This is a genomic window from Paenibacillus solani, from assembly GCF_050475945.1.
In the GTDB taxonomy this organism is placed as follows: Bacteria; Bacillota; Bacilli; order Paenibacillales; family Paenibacillaceae; genus Paenibacillus_AQ; species Paenibacillus_AQ solani_A.
On sequence record NZ_JBCMXJ010000021.1, the window covers coordinates 24,682 to 42,579 of the forward strand.

Annotated in this window: 15 protein-coding genes; all 15 read right to left on the bottom strand. The window is 42.1% G+C overall.

Going from position 1 to position 17,898, the window contains the following annotated elements:
* Positions 1 to 81 precede the first annotated feature (81 nt).
* Entirely contained in the window at positions 82 to 1,656 is a 1,575-nt protein-coding gene (locus ABEQ74_RS26125; RefSeq protein WP_430125154.1) for a response regulator transcription factor, read from the bottom strand.
* A 1-nt stretch (position 1,657) separates the two neighbouring features.
* The gene (locus tag ABEQ74_RS26130) at positions 1,658 to 3,430 is read right to left on the bottom strand and encodes a sensor histidine kinase (RefSeq protein ID WP_430125155.1); all 1,773 of its coding nucleotides are present in this window, start codon (positions 3,428 to 3,430) and stop codon (positions 1,658 to 1,660) included.
* Between the two features lie 203 nt (positions 3,431 to 3,633).
* Complete coding sequence (locus ABEQ74_RS26135; protein ID WP_430125156.1) at positions 3,634 to 4,530, bottom strand: AraC family transcriptional regulator; 897 nt, start codon at positions 4,528 to 4,530, stop codon at positions 3,634 to 3,636.
* 138 nt (positions 4,531 to 4,668) lie between these two features.
* Complete coding sequence (locus ABEQ74_RS26140) at positions 4,669 to 5,058, bottom strand: iron chaperone (protein ID WP_430125157.1); 390 nt, start codon at positions 5,056 to 5,058, stop codon at positions 4,669 to 4,671.
* Positions 5,059 to 5,095: 37 nt separating this feature from the next.
* Entirely contained in the window at positions 5,096 to 5,755 is a 660-nt protein-coding gene (locus tag ABEQ74_RS26145; protein ID WP_430125158.1) for a M48 family metallopeptidase, read from the bottom strand.
* Positions 5,756 to 5,854: 99 nt separating this feature from the next.
* Positions 5,855 to 7,000: an oxalate decarboxylase family bicupin gene (locus ABEQ74_RS26150; RefSeq protein ID WP_430125264.1), complete on the bottom strand. Its 1,146-nt coding sequence runs from the start codon at positions 6,998 to 7,000 to the stop codon at positions 5,855 to 5,857.
* 140 nt (positions 7,001 to 7,140) lie between these two features.
* Positions 7,141 to 8,772 (bottom strand): gamma-glutamyltransferase, encoded by a 1,632-nt coding sequence (gene ggt, locus ABEQ74_RS26155; RefSeq protein ID WP_430125159.1) that lies wholly within the window; start codon positions 8,770 to 8,772, stop codon positions 7,141 to 7,143.
* Positions 8,773 to 8,827: 55 nt separating this feature from the next.
* The gene (locus ABEQ74_RS26160; protein WP_430125160.1) at positions 8,828 to 10,180 is read right to left on the bottom strand and encodes a uracil/xanthine transporter; all 1,353 of its coding nucleotides are present in this window, start codon (positions 10,178 to 10,180) and stop codon (positions 8,828 to 8,830) included.
* Positions 10,181 to 10,609: 429 nt separating this feature from the next.
* Positions 10,610 to 11,527, bottom strand: a complete 918-nt coding sequence (hprK, locus tag ABEQ74_RS26165) for an HPr(Ser) kinase/phosphatase (protein ID WP_430125161.1) — start codon at positions 11,525 to 11,527, stop codon at positions 10,610 to 10,612.
* Between the two features lie 282 nt (positions 11,528 to 11,809).
* Positions 11,810 to 12,292, bottom strand: coding sequence for a hypothetical protein (locus ABEQ74_RS26170; RefSeq protein WP_430125162.1), 483 nt, complete (start codon positions 12,290 to 12,292; stop codon positions 11,810 to 11,812).
* Between the two features lie 351 nt (positions 12,293 to 12,643).
* Complete coding sequence (locus ABEQ74_RS26175) at positions 12,644 to 13,555, bottom strand: tyrosine-type recombinase/integrase (protein WP_430125163.1); 912 nt, start codon at positions 13,553 to 13,555, stop codon at positions 12,644 to 12,646.
* A 392-nt stretch (positions 13,556 to 13,947) separates the two neighbouring features.
* Positions 13,948 to 14,700, bottom strand: a complete 753-nt coding sequence (locus tag ABEQ74_RS26180) for an ABC transporter ATP-binding protein (RefSeq protein WP_430125164.1) — start codon at positions 14,698 to 14,700, stop codon at positions 13,948 to 13,950.
* Positions 14,697 to 15,761 (bottom strand): iron chelate uptake ABC transporter family permease subunit, encoded by a 1,065-nt coding sequence (locus ABEQ74_RS26185; RefSeq protein ID WP_430125165.1) that lies wholly within the window; start codon positions 15,759 to 15,761, stop codon positions 14,697 to 14,699. Before ABEQ74_RS26185 ends, ABEQ74_RS26180 begins: the two co-directional genes overlap by 4 nt.
* Positions 15,758 to 16,774, bottom strand: coding sequence for an ABC transporter permease (locus tag ABEQ74_RS26190; protein WP_430125166.1), 1,017 nt, complete (start codon positions 16,772 to 16,774; stop codon positions 15,758 to 15,760). The genes ABEQ74_RS26185 and ABEQ74_RS26190 overlap by 4 nt, the downstream gene beginning before the upstream one ends.
* 20 nt (positions 16,775 to 16,794) lie before the next feature.
* A complete protein-coding gene (locus ABEQ74_RS26195; RefSeq protein ID WP_430125167.1) occupies positions 16,795 to 17,808 on the bottom strand; it encodes a siderophore ABC transporter substrate-binding protein in 1,014 nt (337 codons plus the stop codon).
* Positions 17,809 to 17,898: the final 90 nt, after the last annotated feature.

The window sequence follows — 17,898 nt, forward strand, 5'->3', positions numbered from 1 at the left end:
GCTTACCCCCCATTCTGACCTTAGATTACCGGAGGGTAAGCCTTGAAACAATGAAGCGTCTTCTGTTTTTATAGCACTTTATTACGGAGTTGCCGCCCGGTACTCATTCGGGGTCAGACCCGTACTCTTCTTAAACAGCTTGGAGAAATAGCTTGGATTATCATATCCCACCATGTAAGCAATCTCATAACTTTTATAATTCGTCGTTCGCAAAAGTTCTTTCGATTTGTTCAGACGAATCTCGGTCAGATAAGCCCACAAGTTCGATCCGGTTTCCCGTTTGAACAAATAACTGAAGTAATTTTTACTAACAGATAGCTCTATACATATTTCTTCTAAAGAGAGATTCCGATCATAATTCTCTACTAAATAGCGTATGCCCGCCTCAACAAGCGCACTATATCGACTCTTTGCTATCGGAGGATGATGAGAGGATAGAAGCTGCAATAACCGGTTCATAAATCGGCTCAATTCGTCCATTGTAGGAATATCAGAGATGTCTTTATGGCTCAGTGTGAGAATCTCTTGATGCTCCTCCGTGAGCCTATTCTCCGCGATCAACTTATCCCGAATGGCACAGAAAGCGTTATAGTTAAAATCGATAAACAGATGCAGGGAAGCGGGATCGGATTTACATGACACCAGCAGTACTTCCTCTATAATACGCGCCGCTTCCTCCGCTTCATTCTGATGAAGGGCTTCCGTAAACTGCTTGGTATAAGCTAAGAAATCCACCTGCTGAAACCGTGTTTCCAAGAGATTATACCCATAGCCTAGAATCTGTTCCTCACCAACATATGCACTATACCGGCTCAGATGGACCAGCCGCTTATATAACTGGGGCAGCTCATCTAACCGAGAGCCCGGTGAGCTGAAACACACCGTAATATCCATGTGAATCTCATCCTTGAACAGAGCAATCATTTTAGAGGCAGACGCAGGCATCCATTCCTGTGGACAATCCCCGCTGAGAATAGCTGTCCAGGCATAATCCTTATAATCAAACAGCACACACTGGCCAAACTCTTTCATAACCGAGGACATCCGATCCATAATGAATGCCATCTGTGCATCCAGCTGCAATCCATTCTCAATATAATCATTCATTGATTGGTCTGTAAGTTTAAAACTGAATAATGTATAGGATTTTAGATTTAAGCCAAGGTTTCCTGCGCTCTTCCCTGCAGCCAGCGGATTGGCTCCCGTGCTCATATATCGGTAAATGACCTGTCTGTCATGTTCCATCTGGTTTTTTACCGCATTTTTCTCAGCTGTTCTCTTGTCACTGATTTTCGCGATCATTTTCTTCAAGGTTTGCTCCAGTTCGAACTCATCCACGGGCTTCAAAATATAGTTGGAGCATCCAAGCTCAATCGCTTTCTTGACGTAATCGAAATCAGCGTAAGCGCTGATTAGGATGAATTCTGCATCCGGATTCGTAACTCTTGCTTTCTTTATAAATTCCAGCCCGTCTAAATTAGGCATTTTGATATCGGTGATGATGATATTCGGGTCTTCCTGATGGCACAGGTTCAGAGCTTCCCATCCATTCTGAGCCGTACCGACGATACGGATGCCAAGACGATCCCAATCCAGAATATTCTCCATCATCTTAATTGATAATACTTCATCATCTGCAATAATCACTGATAGCATGTTAAACCTCTTTTCGCTTCGGTATTGTAATGACAATACTCGTATTCATGCCTTCTCTGGATAGCATTTTGACTCCGGCTTGCACCCCATAACAGCTCTTCAGCCTCTGATTCAGGTTCAGCAGGCCAATGCTTTGCTTCTGCTTATATGTATCCCGGTCCGACAGCATGCAATTAATCAACTCCATCTCATCTGGATCAACAACGGAGCCGTCATTCATAACCGCTATATAGATTTCATCTCCAGCATCTTCCACCACAATCGATAGATTGCCTTCTTTCTGATCCTTAAAGCCATGCTCAATCGCATTTTCAACCAGAGGCTGAATCATCAGCTTGGGAACAGGGAGATGATCCAATTCCTCGTCACAACTCATACTGTAATGAATCATACCGTTAAAACGGATATTTTGCAGTGTAATGTAATTCTCCGTATAGCTCAGCTCTTGCTTCAGCTCGACAAGCTCATACGGATTATATACGGAATAGGATAATATCTTACCTAACAGCGTGGTTGCCTTCGATATCGATTCGGTATCCCCAGTCACAGCCATCGCCTTGATCGATTGCAGCACATTATTCAAAAAATGCGGGTTAATCTGGTGCTGAAGCACTTTAAGCTGTTCGGTAGCCAGACGTTTCTGTTCCTCGACAACATCATCTGTCAATTGGTTAATGTTCTTAAGCATATGATCGGCGGTTTCCGCGATCAAGTTAATTTCCACGCTTCGGGATTCCTTAAATGAAATGTCTCTTCGTCCAGAGGCGATCTGATTGAAACGCTGCAATAAACTTTGCATTGGATTCAGTATGGATTTCGATATCAGTCCCGACAAAAAGACAACCAGGATGCAAGCGATTACAATCATGATCATAACAACCGTGGTATTGGTGGTACGCATTTGCTCTATTTCCGTTAGCGGCATAATGCCGAGAATAGTCCAACCAGAAACTTGCGAGGTCTCGTTAACGACTAAATACGATACCAGATGCTCACCGCTTTTGGCAACTGTAAAGGATTTGTCCCCATTTCTGAGTCCTTCACTGATCCTCTCCTTCTGGGAGTCCGAGAGACTGCTGTTATTCGCAAAATGAATCGGGTTGACTCCGTCATAAATCGCAATTTGCATGTTTCCTTGCCCGCTTTTATCTGAAATTATCGGATCCAGATTGAAATCACTCATAAGAAAGGTACGCCCGGCTGTATAGTATTGATTAGCATTTATTATAGGCGTGATGACGGAGACCGTCTGCCGGCTACGATGATTCAGAAGATAGTCTGTCGGATGAAAATTTGTAAAGCGAATATACTTATCTTCAATATAAGCGGCTTTATTAAACCAGTCTTGCTGGTCAAAACGGTATCCGCGTACCGGCGAGCTGCCGTAGTAATATAAATACTCATGGTCGTTTCCAATGATCAGGGCGTTCGTAATGTTGCCCAAAACATCTAGCTGTTTGATCTTGGAGGCAACCTCCCGCTGGTTGTACAGCTCGACGGCATAATCAATTTCCCCCTGGACACTGTTACGGTACGTAACCGCTTTAATAATGTCCTGATCATTGGCTACGATTTTGGACACGGTTATCAGCTGATCCAGATAATTATCGATTAAGGACAGATTCGCTTTGACTACCTTGTTGATAGAATCATAACTTTGCTTCTGGTAGCTGGAGATATTGTAATTCAGAATCAAGCTGCCGAAGATGACAATCATGGCTATAAACACAATGGAAAAGCTGACGATCATCTGCAATCGTAAAGAGAATTTCACCTACCGGCCTCCCCTGTTGAACGACGTATTGATTAATGTCTGTACTGCTAATATACAATTAGACCATATTAGCATATTTTTGATGAAGTGCAATATGTTTTGAATGCAGCATGATTCACTAGACTCATATAACGAGAAGTAAGGCCACCCCTGATTGGAGTGACCCTCTCGTTTTAAAATGTATGAGACTTCCTATGAAGAACTCAACTGATTCTTCTTACAGCGAACCATAGCTCGAGATAGTTTAGATTATCCTTGGCTCCATAGATTTCAAATTCCAATCCATCAATTTGCTCATACCCCGCTGTAGGCAGCCATTCAGAGAAGAATCGCTGATACATGGTTTCGATCGTCTCATCAAATTGATCCCATGTAAATGGATCCGAGGAGAATATGGCCCAAGTATACGCAGGTATCGTGATCGTGGAGTATCCATGAGTTTTGCTAGACTCGCTCTTAAAAGCACATATCATGTAGGGAAAAGTATCCTTCTCCGTTTTTCTATAACTGCATAATGCATGTACTTTATGCAAGTCTCCGCTAACATTCCCTGGCAAGTCACCCGCATTCCCGGCAAGCCTCTCAACCTCGCCATTCGCATGGGATTGCTGCCAAAACTCGGCCGGAGTTTTAAGTTCTCCATCGCTTACATTGGTATGAAACACCCGCTCCATTCCAAATACCTCGAAGGATTCCTTTGTTTCGATACGATAATTCATCGCCTCTGCCCCTTTAATTGAAATAAGGAAAGAAAGCCGAGGATAGGCCTTGAGCGCAATTCCTTCTTGACGAGCGATGGCAGGATTAACACCGTGCAACCATTGAAAAGCCCTCGCAAAAGATACGGGAGATTCATAACCATACTTCATCGCGATATCGATTACCTTATCCTCGCTGTTTTGCAGATCAATGGCTGCCAAAGTAAGCCGCCTGCGCCTAATATATTCCGAAAGTGATACATTCGTAATGAATGAGAACATCCTTTGAAATTGATATGACGAACAACAAGCTTGCATAGCAACCTCAGACAATTCAATTTCTCCGCACAGATTCATTTCAATGTAATCCAGCGCCCTATTCATTCTCGCAAGCCAATCCATCTCTTCCCCTCCTTTCAATCAAAGTATAGTGCAGCAGCAGCGGCGGTTTCGCAACCGTTTGTGCACTTAAAAGTTGTATGCTGTTATTAAACCAAACACAAGAACTCTCCCATTCATTTCGCGCCTGAACGATACCCTTTACTTCTTCTTCGACGATTTCTTCTTGGCTTTAACGATATTCTCGCCCACCCTGAACTTCACTATTTTCGTTATCAGCTCATATGGAATAGGCTGGCCAAGCGCAAATTGAATCGTTCCTTTACCTGTGATGTAAGGAGCCAACTCCTGCTCAAACTCTGATATGCCTCTTGGCGCCGGATAGAAGCCGATATGATTCTTGAATGCGGCAAAGTGGACAACATTCCCCTGCTGCCAAAACGTCGGCATTTGGTAACTGATCGTCTCGCTTGCCTCGGGTGCCGCCTCTCGGATCACTCGCCTGATCGACTCCAAGATTTCTTGGATATCTGCCGGGAAGTTGGATATATAATGGTCAATCGATTCATAAGTGATTTTGTTCTTATCCATGGCCGCAGCCTCCCTATTCACATCATACTACTCATGTTTACAATGTCATGGCTTGCCCATACCTTGCCAGAAAGGTTTCTTTCTCCTTGTAATCCTTCATGATGCTTCCGACACGCCGCCAGAAAGACCGATCATGATTCATATGGAGTAGATGGCACAGCTCATGGATAACGACATAGTCAATGACCTCTAACGGTGCCATGGCGAGGCGGTAATTGAAGGTAAGATGCTTGGACGAGTTACAGCTGCCCCACTTCGTATTAGATTCTTCAATGGTATAGGATTTAGGCTGGACCTTTAACTGCTTCTGATAGATTTTAATCCGTTCACCGATCACCTTCTTAAGACTTGCGAAGTAGAACTTCTTCAGATCTTGTTGGAGCTCTTCCTCGGTTCGTCCGTTTGTTTCGATTAATTCATGGAGGGAATAGTATTTCCCCAAATGAAGGAATTTTCCTTGACCCTCTTCGTCATATTCCTTAACTCTCGGCGCCGATCGAGCGGCTTCCAGGGCGTGCAATTGCTTCAAAATCTTGTTCTCATATTGCTTCAACGTCTGTATGATTACTTCATCTTCCGTGCGATTGGGCGCTTTTACGATAAGCAAGCCTGAAGCATGAAGCTCAATGGAGATTTTCTTGCGTGAGCTATATTCGACATGGCATTCAATCTGCTGAGATCCTAAATCAATTTTCATAATCCACTTCACTTCTTGTCGGTTTTGGTTCTATTGTAACAGATATGAAAAGCCTTGACCTCAGCAGGATGCGAGGTCAAGGCTTTTAACTTATCCATATTATTTTTTATGCTTTACGTTAGGATGTTTCTCTTTCGGAAGGTTCTCAATAAAGGAATCATCCAGGTTCAGGTGTTCCTTCAGCAGATTTGGAGGCGTCTGGGACATCCACTGCGTAAGCGATAGATCCGCGAAATAATCACTTCTGAACATCTCCAGGAATTTGAGCGGCTTGTCACCCGTATTCTGGATATAATGACCCATGGCAAATGGCACATAACCTACATCCCCAGCCTGATAATCATACGTGCGGGCCTTACCGCCAGAAGCGAATACCGTCATTCTTCCTTGTCCTTCGAGATAATATTGCCACTCATCTGCGTTAGGATGCCAATGCAGTTCACGCATACCGCCTGGCTCTACTTCTACCAAAGCAGCCGCAACGGTTTTGGATACAGGGAAGTTTTTCGAATCGGCGATCCATACCTTACCACCGCATGTCTCAATCGGCTTTTGCTCTGTCAGCTTGTAGCTGAAGGATTCCTTCACCGAATCATTGAGATCCTTCGGCAGTTCTTGAATAATAGGACCTGGTACTTCGCCTTGATACATATACACTTCTTGTTTAGGAATTTTATCAAAAGTTTCTTCACATACTCCGAAGTTTGCAGCTAGTACATCTTTAGGCGTATGCGAGAACCAGTCCGTAATGGAGAACGTGCTGTTCTCGGAGAAGCTGCCGTCATCAAAGACCAGTATGAATTCCACGCCTTCGCTCAGGCCTTTGATGGAGTGCGGGATTCCCGGAGGGAAATACCACAAGTCACCTTCCCCTACATCATCGACGAAGTAGCTGCCATCTGGATTAATCGCTGTGATCCGGGCTTTCCCTTTGATAATAAAGGACCATTCTGCTTCTTTATGCCAATGAAGCTCACGAACTCCGCCTGGCTCCAAGTGCATATTAACGCCAGCAATTTCAGTCGACGCTGGCAATTCCCTAACCGTTACTTCACGGGACCAACCTCCATGCTCTACACGCATATGAGAGTCCGCATAGGAGAATTTCAGGTTCGGCATTGTACCATGGTCCGTATCCGGAGGTACCAGAACATCAGGGTTTTGCAAGTCTCTGTCAATATTCCGAGCACCCCAGATATCTCCCCCCCGGTCTCCCTTTTTCGGCTGTGGTGTATTTTCGCCCATACACTCGTGATTCTTGTTATTCTGGTTCATCGGGTTGTGCATATCATTCTTCATATTGTTATCATTATTGTTCATGTTATTATTCATATTTTATCACCTTTCTTATTGGAATAGTAGGATATTATATCGCAGTTTGCCTGTTAGTCGCCGATAGCTAGTCCATCCGCTCGTGGGTCAGCCCCCGCCTCAAGATGATCCGGCCATATACGAATGGCTTGGGCATGGCCCATTAAATCACTGAAGTTTTCAATAATCTCCACATTGATATGCCCTAACTCACGCAGCTTATCCGCTATTTTCTCATCATATCTTCCTTCCAGCCTCAAGCCCCTGACATGCTCACCCCAAGTTCTGCCCAGGAGCCAGCGCGGTGCATCAATAGCTTCTTGAACCGAATATCCCTGATCCAGTACACGCATGATAATCAATGCTTGCGTCTGAGGTTCTCCATCACCACCCATGGCGCCGACCACCATTTCAGGTTTATCGTCCTTGAGAACCATAGAGCACGTCAATGTATGAGCAGGCCGTTTATTGGGCTCTAACCGGTCTCTGGCCATCGGGTCCAGGGAAAAATGTGTTCCCCGGTTTTGCAGAAGAATTCCGGTATCGCCTGCAACCAATCCCGAGCCCCATTCCCAATATAAGCTCTGGATCACACCGACTACGTTCCCTTCTTCATCAGCAGCACAGGAGAACGTTGTATCTCCTTTTTTGCCAAAGCCTGCTTCCGGCGGTCCAAGTGATGGATTGTGCATCTGCTTGAAACGATCACGGAAATAATCCTTACTCAGTAACGTATCCAGCGGGATATGATTAAAATTAGGATCATCCAGGTAGGTATCCCGATCTTTGAAGGAGAAGGCCGTTGCGCGAGTGAAATGATCAATGAAATCACTCTCACTGTCCTTCATTTTCTTCACATCCATATTCTCCATCATGCCAAGAATCTGCAAGGTACAAAACCCCGCGGAGTTTGGCGGTGGAGCAAGCACCTTCCAATCCCGATAACTCACTTCCACAGGTTCCGTCCAATCGGCCTTGTGGTTTGCAAAGTCTTCCGGTGTCAGAAATCCACCCTGCTCTTGCAGAAAGTCGCATATGCGTTTAGCTATGTCGCCTTTATAGAAGGCATCGAAGCCACCTTCCGCAATCTGTTCCAGGGTCTTAGCCAGATCCGGATTTCTCATAATGTCACTAGCCACGTATGGAGCTACTCCATTTTTCAAGAACGTTTTGGCTGTAGTGGGGTAGGTCCTCAATAAGTCGATAGCAAATTCTGAGAATCTAGCTACAGAATCGCCAACAGGAAAACCATTCTTAGCATAATCGATAGCAGGTTCGAGGCATCGGGATAATGGCAGTTTGCCAAATCTTTGATGTGCTTCAATCCAACCACTCACGGCTCCCGGAACCGTATTAGCGGCCTTGGCGCCACGTATATCGATCTGATCCTTTCCGGAGAAATCGGACATGGAGACATTTGATGCTGATTTGCCTGATGCGTTCAGAGAGTGTGTCTTGCCTGTTTTTGCATCGTAGATCAGCCAAAATGCATCGCCGCCGGCACCTGTCATGTGAGGGAAAACCACTCCAAGTACACTGTTTGCTGCAACCATGGCATCCACTGCGCTGCCACCCTCATTAAGGATTCGATTAGCAGCCATTGATGCCAAATTGCTTGGTGTTGCTACTGCTGACTTTCTGGCTATACAAGATCTTCCGTAACGGGGATCAATATCCCGTCCTATCTTGTACGTGTTTGTATTCATCTGCTCACCTTCCTCATATAGAGTTGCTTCCAGTGGAATAGGAAACATTAGTGTACTATTTAACCGAATTATTCGTGATTAAACTCTTATTTTGGTTTTTATCTCCTTTTTCTTGGATCTTGTCCCATGGAATGATGTTTTCCAGTACCAAAGCCAACGTAATCCCAACGAGCAGACCATTATGAATAAAAGGCTGAATATACGTGGGAATGCTGGCAAAATAAGACTCCGGGAACGTCATGATCACGACAGCTACAAAGATCGGTATGGCGGACCGGTACACATTGCGTTTATTGAATTTCACTTTTTTCAAGAAATCAAGCGAAGACATCAGCAGCTGCAAATAAGAGACGAACAGCACTGTGCTGCCGACACTTAACGGAGTATTAGAGAAAAAATGAGCAACGGGCGGGAATACACCCATCAAGAGGAATAACACCCCCCCAATAATAAAAGGCATTCGATGAATAATCCCGGATTGCTTTAAGAATCCAATCGAAGATACGAACGGAGCATACGGAACCAGCCCCAGTAATCCGCTTATTCCCGTGAATATGCCGGATATGATGAGGCTCGCGCTAAACTGTTTTTTGCTGGTATCACTTTCGTACAGATCTTCGGTACCCTTCAAGGCACCAAAAGTGTTCGCCAAATTGAGAATGCCCGTTACGACAGCCACAATAATAATACCGATATTGAATTCGGGTTTCCCTAACAGGAAGAAATCAAACGCAAATGATGAGTTACTCTTTACGGTCTTCTCTTCGCCCAGGAACATAGCAAATGCAGCCCAGCCAATGACAATACCGATGAGCAGAGAATACTTACTGATTTTGTTTGGAAGGGTCACATTAACAACAACCATGATCAGCATCACGACGATCGACAGGATGGCAATACTCCCTACAATCGATACGTTATCAGGCGTGTTGCCCATAGGAATCCCCAACATCCCTTTGAGAAAAATCTGAATTAACTGGAAACCAAATAGAAGCATGAACACGCCCATCACGCCAGGCTTGAATAGTTTAGCAAGCGCGGTCCCCCAGCCGAATATGCCGACGACCACCGTAATGGCTGCAGAGATTAGAATCCCTACGGCAAGACTGCCTCCCAATTCAGCCAAGGAAATCCCTTGAGCGGTAGCGATGCTGACCGTAGTCAGTATCATCCCCCACCATAAGCCGGACTGCCCTTCCAGAATAGCTCTTCGGTGTCCCCAAAATGCTTGGCAGACGCAAGCGCATCCCGTCACAATAAAAGATAACTGCAGCGTTGTCATAATCGCATTATCTGATAATTCGAACGCCTTTCCTACCGTGACCGGAATAATAACGATGTTGGCAAATATGAAAAATAACCACTGCAGTCCCGCGACCCAATTTTCAGTTTTTTTCAATTCTCCCATTCAGATGATCCTCCTTACGATGATGTGTATATACTTATGTCTGTAAAGTTAACCGCATTCAGCCAGAAATTCGGGAATGCTTACGATGCGTGGTTCGGGGTATGCCTAGTGTTTGCTGCAATTAGCCCCTGGTTGACGCGCTCCAATCTTTCGTCCATACTACCTATCAGCAAGGAGAAGTCCATATGTATGTTTAAACATACAGTTCATTGTAATTACCCAATTCTGGCAAACTTAATTAAGTTGGCTAGTATCTTTTGTTCCACCATGAGATGTTGGCAACCCGATTATGTATGAAGATGCGCGTGTTAGCATAACAAAATAGACCCTATTCGGGTCTATACCTTTTGAAATATACTTGGCGATAAAAAAAGGTATGTATGTTGCCTGATGACATTGTTAAGCGTAAATCTCAGAATGTTGTGCGTATCACGATTGCATCTCATCCTCGACTCGTTTCATAAACTCTTCGGCTGCGCTGTAGCCCAGTTGGCGAAGATACCAATTGTTCGCTGCTGCTTCGATCAGACTGGCGACATCCCGTCCAGGCTGAAGCTGTACCTCGATATGCGGAATCTGAATGCCCAAATATTCTGTAAACTGCGGCACTGCTTCCAGCTCATTGTTGAGTGAGTCCTCTTTCCATGGGCATAACTCGATATCCAGCACAATGCGTGTTTCATCCTGAAAGGCTGTTCGTCCATATTGACGAACCACATTGATCAGCCCAATGCTCCGCAGAGCCAGGAATTCACGGGTGATCTCATTATGAGTTCCCAGAAGCGTCGCCGGCCCCAGTTTCTTGAGAACGACGATATCGTCGGCAACAAACCGATGCCCTCTTCGGATGAGCGTATGCGCTGTCTCACTTTTGCCAATACCCGATTTGCCTCTAAGCAAGATCCCTATACCGGATACATTCACACATACCGCATGAATCGACATCTCGGGCGCCAACGCCTTCACTAAATAACTGTTTAGCTTGGCAATAAACTCCGTTGTTGTCTCCGTTGTGCGCAGAAGTGGAATGCCCTCCTGATTACAAAACAGCGTCAGATAGGGTATTTCCTGCTGACCCGACGTGACGATGAAGCATGGCGGATGATATTTAACGATATTTCCTATATGCAGCATGCGTTCTTCCACGCTGAGCGTCAATAAATAGGTAATCTCCTTACGGCCAAGCACTTGAACTCGCTCCATAGGAAAGAAATCGAAGTACCCGACGAACTCAAGTCCCGGCCTATGCGTCTGATGGCGGGTAATCTTGCGTTCCATCCCATCGGTTCCTGCGAGCACTTCCAAATGAAACATGTCCGTAAGACTTTGAACAGAAATCGACTTCATATGGTTGTTCTCCTCCTGCGGTTTTGGTATATCTCTATTCACCTGCATTCCGTTATATTCAACGGCACCTATGTACTTTCCTGCACAAATACTGAATTTGATAGGTTTCTCCCACACAAAAAGCCGCCGAAAACGGCGGCTTATATTGATGGCGAATACATATTCATATCATAATTTAGCTATTCAAACAACCATGCCCTCCATCGCCCGACCAGTAGGGTCCCGGATTCTGGCTATGAATATTATTAACAATTTTAACTGCTCGATACCATCCTATAATTCCTAGTCCCCATATTTCACATTCTTATTATATTCAACTTGTTTATAAGTTGGGGAGGAAGGGTTCATATCAATAATCACAGTTTTTATTTGCAATTTATATTTACCGTTTTTGAAATTCACGTCATATATTACAGGGGGAAGCTCACCATTTGCCGTTTCTTCTAATTTCACGGAGACTTTGACACTTCTAGGGTCGGTGTCATCTACTGAAGTAATCTCGAAATCTTTTACATGATTATGAGTATTATATAAGATTGTTTTTTCCAACGCAGTTTTTTCATCTTTATATATATGATTATCAGAGATTTTTATTGCATCTTCAAAATTACCGGTTTGTAAATCTGTAAAATATCTTTCTACTACAGCAATTGCTTCGCTCCTTGGATTCTCGGGCAATTTTGATGCATTATTTGCACTCGCGTAACTTAAAGCTGATGCTATCATGCCGACGGCTATAATACTAACTATAAATTTGGCCTTCATGTTATTCCATCTCCTTGTGTCCTTTATTTAGGTTCTCATATTATAAAAACCTATAAGGCACAAAAAGTTAGTTTTTTTTGTATTTATTTGCAATAAAATCAATATCTACTGTCTACAGTTTCGGTTTATATCATCCACCGAGCAAGTTATCAATCTGAAAGCTTGCAATATTGAAAGCCAATTCATGTACCTCTAGAAACTTGTATCGATTCAAAGCAGCAAATGGACGTGCCAGTATTACGTAACTATTCCGTGAAACCATACTGTTTCTCTTCTGAGAGCATAAATATATCTAAGATAAATCTTAGTAAGAATTTCTTCTGCTAATCTCTCAACAGAATAAGTATCCCGTTAGATCCTCGGCACCTCAATTGTTGTCATGGCGCTGCGCTTCTGTTCATCGTTGATATGCGTATAGATCATCGTGGTTTCGATCGATGCATGGCCTAACAGCTCCTTCGCTACGCGGATATCGACATTGTTATTCAGCAGCATGGTCGCGAAGGAATGGCGAAGCTTATGACAAGACAACTTCAAGTCGGTCATATGGGGATGATCCTGTTTGAATCCATCAAAGACCTGAGCCGTAATTTTTTGAATTTGACGGATGGAGAGCCTTCTTCCTTTCTGGGAGACGAAGAAAGCTTCTTCCTTCGAGCTGTACGGTTGGATGCGTTCTTCCTGCACCTTCTCAAGATATTCTCCAACTAAAGCCGGCAGCGGGATCTCGTTCCACTTTCGCCCTTTGCCCAAAACTTCCAGCGTACCTTTCTCTTTCTTAAAATTAGACAAGTTTAACCGGTGAACCTCACCCACCCTGAGTCCACAGTATCCCATCAGGAGGAAAATGGCTAAATTCCGATTTCGATAACGTCCTTCTACATAGGATAATGCTTTCTGAAGCTCCTGCTCTTCTAGATAGACCGGTATTTTATTCTTCTCTGTCTTCGATTTCTTAACTTCAAGTGCAGGGTTTCTGGTCACGAGTTCAAAATCGATCAACGAAGCATAAAACGAGCGGATTGCGGATAAGGTTCGATTCCTCGTTTTATCGCCAGCCGATGCTTGCTTGGATACAAGAAAACCAACCACATGCAATTTCCCCGCCTGCTGAACAGGCAGTTCATCCAGTGACATGAGATAATCATAAACCTCTCGCATATATTCTTTTCTTGTTGCTTCAGTATAACCCGACTGCTTCATCCATATCGTGAAGGCTTGAATAGGTTCAGAATACATTTCATCAATATCATATTTATTCATTTATGCCATCCCTCGTCTTTCTATGATGCCGTCTATCTTTAATTGGATGAAAATGTAATTTGTCACGAAAAATCTAATGAATAATGACCTATGTATCACTATATAAATCGTTTAAAACAGAAAGGGCGCAAAATACGTGTTTGGCGTACTTATTATAGCATGTATGATTCCCTAAAAGAAGTCGCCTTCATTCTCGGAATTAAGAGCTAGGGACATACTTTCAATCATTACCAAGGTAATGGCATTTGAAAAGCTGCTGTCTGTAAAATACAAACAGCAGCTTCAACTAGAATAACTATTATGATCTTTATAAGCTACAGTAAAGAATTTAATTATTTATTAGTTTTTTTGCATAATCATTTTTTGAGATGCTTTTTAAAAATATTTTGTAACTAATAAACAGCGATTGGCCCATAAGGACCTTCGATAATTTCTATTTTTGTTTCAAAAATATCTGTCAAAACTTCTGGTTGCATAACCTCTTCTACTGTTCCAAAAGCGGCGATTTGTCCATCTTTCATAGCACAGATTCTATCTGAATATTTAGCTGCAAAATTTATATCATGCATAACCGTCAGAATGGTTCTTCCAAATTCATTTGCAGCTTGCCTTAAGTGCTCCATCATTTGAACAGAACGAGCAACATCCAGATTGTTCAGAGGCTCATCCAAAAGTACATATTCAGTCTCTTGGCACAACACCATGGCTACATATGCCCTTTGCCTTTGACCACCAGAAAGCTCATCTAAATATCTATTTTCTAAATCAGTCAATTCTAAAAAATCGATATATTTAGAAATAATAGTCTCATCCTCTTTGGTTAATCTTCCCTTGGAATAAGGAAAACGTCCAAATCCAACCAGTTGTCTAATCGTAAGCCTCGTTACAAAATGATTTTCTTGTCGCAAAATAGTTAAAATTTTCGCTAAGTCTTTTGATTTAGATTCAGAAACATCCATATTTGCTACCTTAATTTGGCCTTCATCCATATCCAAAAGTCTTCCAATCATCAAAAGTGTTGTAGACTTTCCAGCACCATTGGGTCCAATTAAAGAAGTAAGACCAGCCTTTGGTATTTCAATATTCAAAGGTCCTATTTTTACTTCATCCGTATACAACTTTCTAACATTATCAATCTTTATCATAAGGCCCTCTTCCTTAAAATTACGATTAAGAATATGATTCCACCGAATAGTTCGATAATAACAGAAACTACACCTTGAGCATGGAATACATGATACATAAAAAAGTATGCACTCGTTATGATCAAAAATCCTATAGCAAGGGCCATAGGAAAAATAAATCTGTGATCATAAGTTGGCGCTGCTTGATAAGTCAAAGTTGCAACTAAAAATCCGTAGAAAGTTAGTGGTCCAATTAACGCTGTTGAAATTGACATCAAAATAGCAACTAATATAAGCGTATAAATTATACTAGATTGATACTTAACTCCAAAAGCAGTAGAGACATCCTTTCCAAGTGATAAAGCATTTAATTTCTTAGAATAAGCAAGAAGTAATAATGCTACAATGATTACCATTGGAATGACAATAGGAAAATATTGAGGATCTGCATTATTCACAGAACCAAACAATTTTGCCTGTAAAATATCAAACTCAGAAGGCGCAAGAAGTCTTCTCATAAAAGTTGACACCGAATTCAGCCCAGTTCCAATAATAATTCCAACCAGCAGCATAAGCTGCAAATTCCCATACTTTCCGGAAAGCAACCATCCATATAGGATCAAACTCATTAAGACCATAACCGCAACTTGAAATAGAAATGGTCCAGTACCCGTAAAATTGATCAATGCACCAGCACCAAAGAAAAATATTGTACTCGTATGTATTGTAGAGTAAAGTGATTCAAAACCTAAAAGTGAAGGTGTTATAATCCTATTACTTGTAATCGATTGGAAAGCAACGGTTGACAAGCTCTGACAAATCGCAGCAATAATCATGGCAACAACAGCTACTATCCTTCTCTTAACTACAGGAATAAAAGAAGGTGAATCTATTGGAACTGGATTGTTATAAACTAAGAGTCCATATGAAGAAAAGATGCCCAAAACAATCAATGTTATCAGCAAAATCCAATATCGTTTTTCATCTTTCTTAGAACGAAAAGCTCTAGCTGATCTCTTTTTATTTTGGAGGCTAGAATCGATTTCGACATTTTCATTAACTCTAGATTCCAACGCGCTCATCTTAGCCTCCTTGGTTTTCTTCGTCTCAATAAAATAGAAATAAATACGACTGCTCCCACTGTTCCAAGTATTAAAGAAACAGGTACTTCAAAAGGCATTATGATTGTTCGAGAAATGATGTCACAAACCGTTATCGTACCCATTCCTAACACACATACCCAAGGCAGATTACTTCTCAGATCATCTCCCCTAAACATGGAAACAATGTTTGGTACGATTAAACCTAGAAAAGGTAAGTTTCCAATAACAGCAGCAACAATTCCAACGGCAATAGAAATAAGACCTGTACCCAAAAGAACAATCCTATTGTAATTTACACCAAGACTTGTCGCCACATCTTCCCCTAGTCCAGCTAAAGTTAATCTGTTAGCAAAAATAAAAATAAGAAAAGTAACGATAACGATAAACCATAGATATTCATATCTTCCCACTTGAACTGCCGCAAAAGAACCTACAAACCAAGTTTCAATATTTTGCGTCATTTGAAAGAGGAGCCCAACAAAAGTGGAAACTGCAGAGATGACTGCTCCAAGCATCAGTCCAATAATCGGAACAATTAAAGACGAACGAAGTTTAACTCTTCTTAGAAACAAAAAGAAAATCATCGTTCCTATAAAAGAAAAAATGATTGCCCCAGTCATTCTTAGAACTAACGTTGGTGCAGGAAATAATAAGTAAACAACAAGTAGTCCTAAACCCGCCCATTCAATGGTTCCTGTTGTCGTAGGTTCAACTAAGCGATTCTGTGTAATAAGTTGCATGACAAGCCCAGCCATGGACATAGCGGCTCCAGTAAGCATTAGGGCAGCTGTTCTTGGAACGCGAGTGATGAAAAACATATCCATTCCATCCACTTGTCCGCGTATATCATAAACTCCAGTAAACAGGGATATAATGCCTAAAATAAAAACAACGATAATCGCTAATATAAAAGATTTTGTCCATATCTTATTGTGGTTATAAAGCTGGGGTTGAGAATTATTCTCAACCCCGGCAATTACATTTTTCGACACTATGGTTATGCTCCTTTAAACTACTTAGCTAAAGTTTTTGCAAGGTTTTCAAATATCTCAATAAAAGTTTGGATTGATTCATTTGTGTAAGTGTCATTTGGTGCATAAACAATCTGTCCTTTAGTAACAGCAGTTACATTTTTAAGAGCAGGTGAATTATCAATAACATCCTGAGCAGGAACGGCATCCGTTTCAGAAGATACTGCTGCATCACGATCTAGTACGAGAAGCCAATCAGGATTACTTTGTGCAATAGCTTCAACAGAAATTTCATCACCTTTATGATCTGAAGTAGCATTTTCAATTTCTAAAGCTGGTTTCCATCCAAAAATGTCATACATAGGTCCCCAAACACGTCCAAAATGAGGAGCTGAGAAACCAATATTTCCACCAGAAACTTCAACACCCATAATTGTATCCGTTCCATTGTAGGCAGCCTTAGCATCTTCAATCGCTTTATCGAAATCAGCCACCAATTGTTTAGCTTCTTCATTTTTATCAAATATTTGTCCTAAAGTAATTGTAGCATCCTTAAATCCTTTTACTAAGTTTTCCCCTGGTTTATCTGCTTCCTCAGAGACATCAAAATTCAGATCAATAACAGCTGCATTTGGCACTAATTTTTTTACCTCATCATAATACTTAGCAAATCTTTGACCAATAATTACAAGCTCAGGGTCTGCTGCTGCCAAAACTTCAAGATTGGGTTCACGGTGATTTCCAATATTTTGAACGGAATCATCACTTACATAGGGTGAATCCGCAGGCATTACATCCTTTGGAGCAGCTGCTAATTTAATATCCCAATCTGCTAAAGTTTCAAAAGTTCTACTATCCAAAGAAACTACATTCTTTGGATTTACAGGAACAGTAACAGTTCCATGGGCATCGGTGATTTCAACCGTCGCAGGCTTAGCACTCTCTTCACTTCCCTTGGTTTCATTACTTTCCTTACTTGAATCTGAACAAGCTACTAACATCAAAGCCAAAACTGCCAGAATACCAACTAACTTTAAAAACCTAGTTTTTTTCATACTTAAGCTCCTTATAATCTGTTTTATTTCGAAAATGATGAAATCTATTGATTGCATTGATAGTAATTGCTATCCACCTCAATCGCTAAT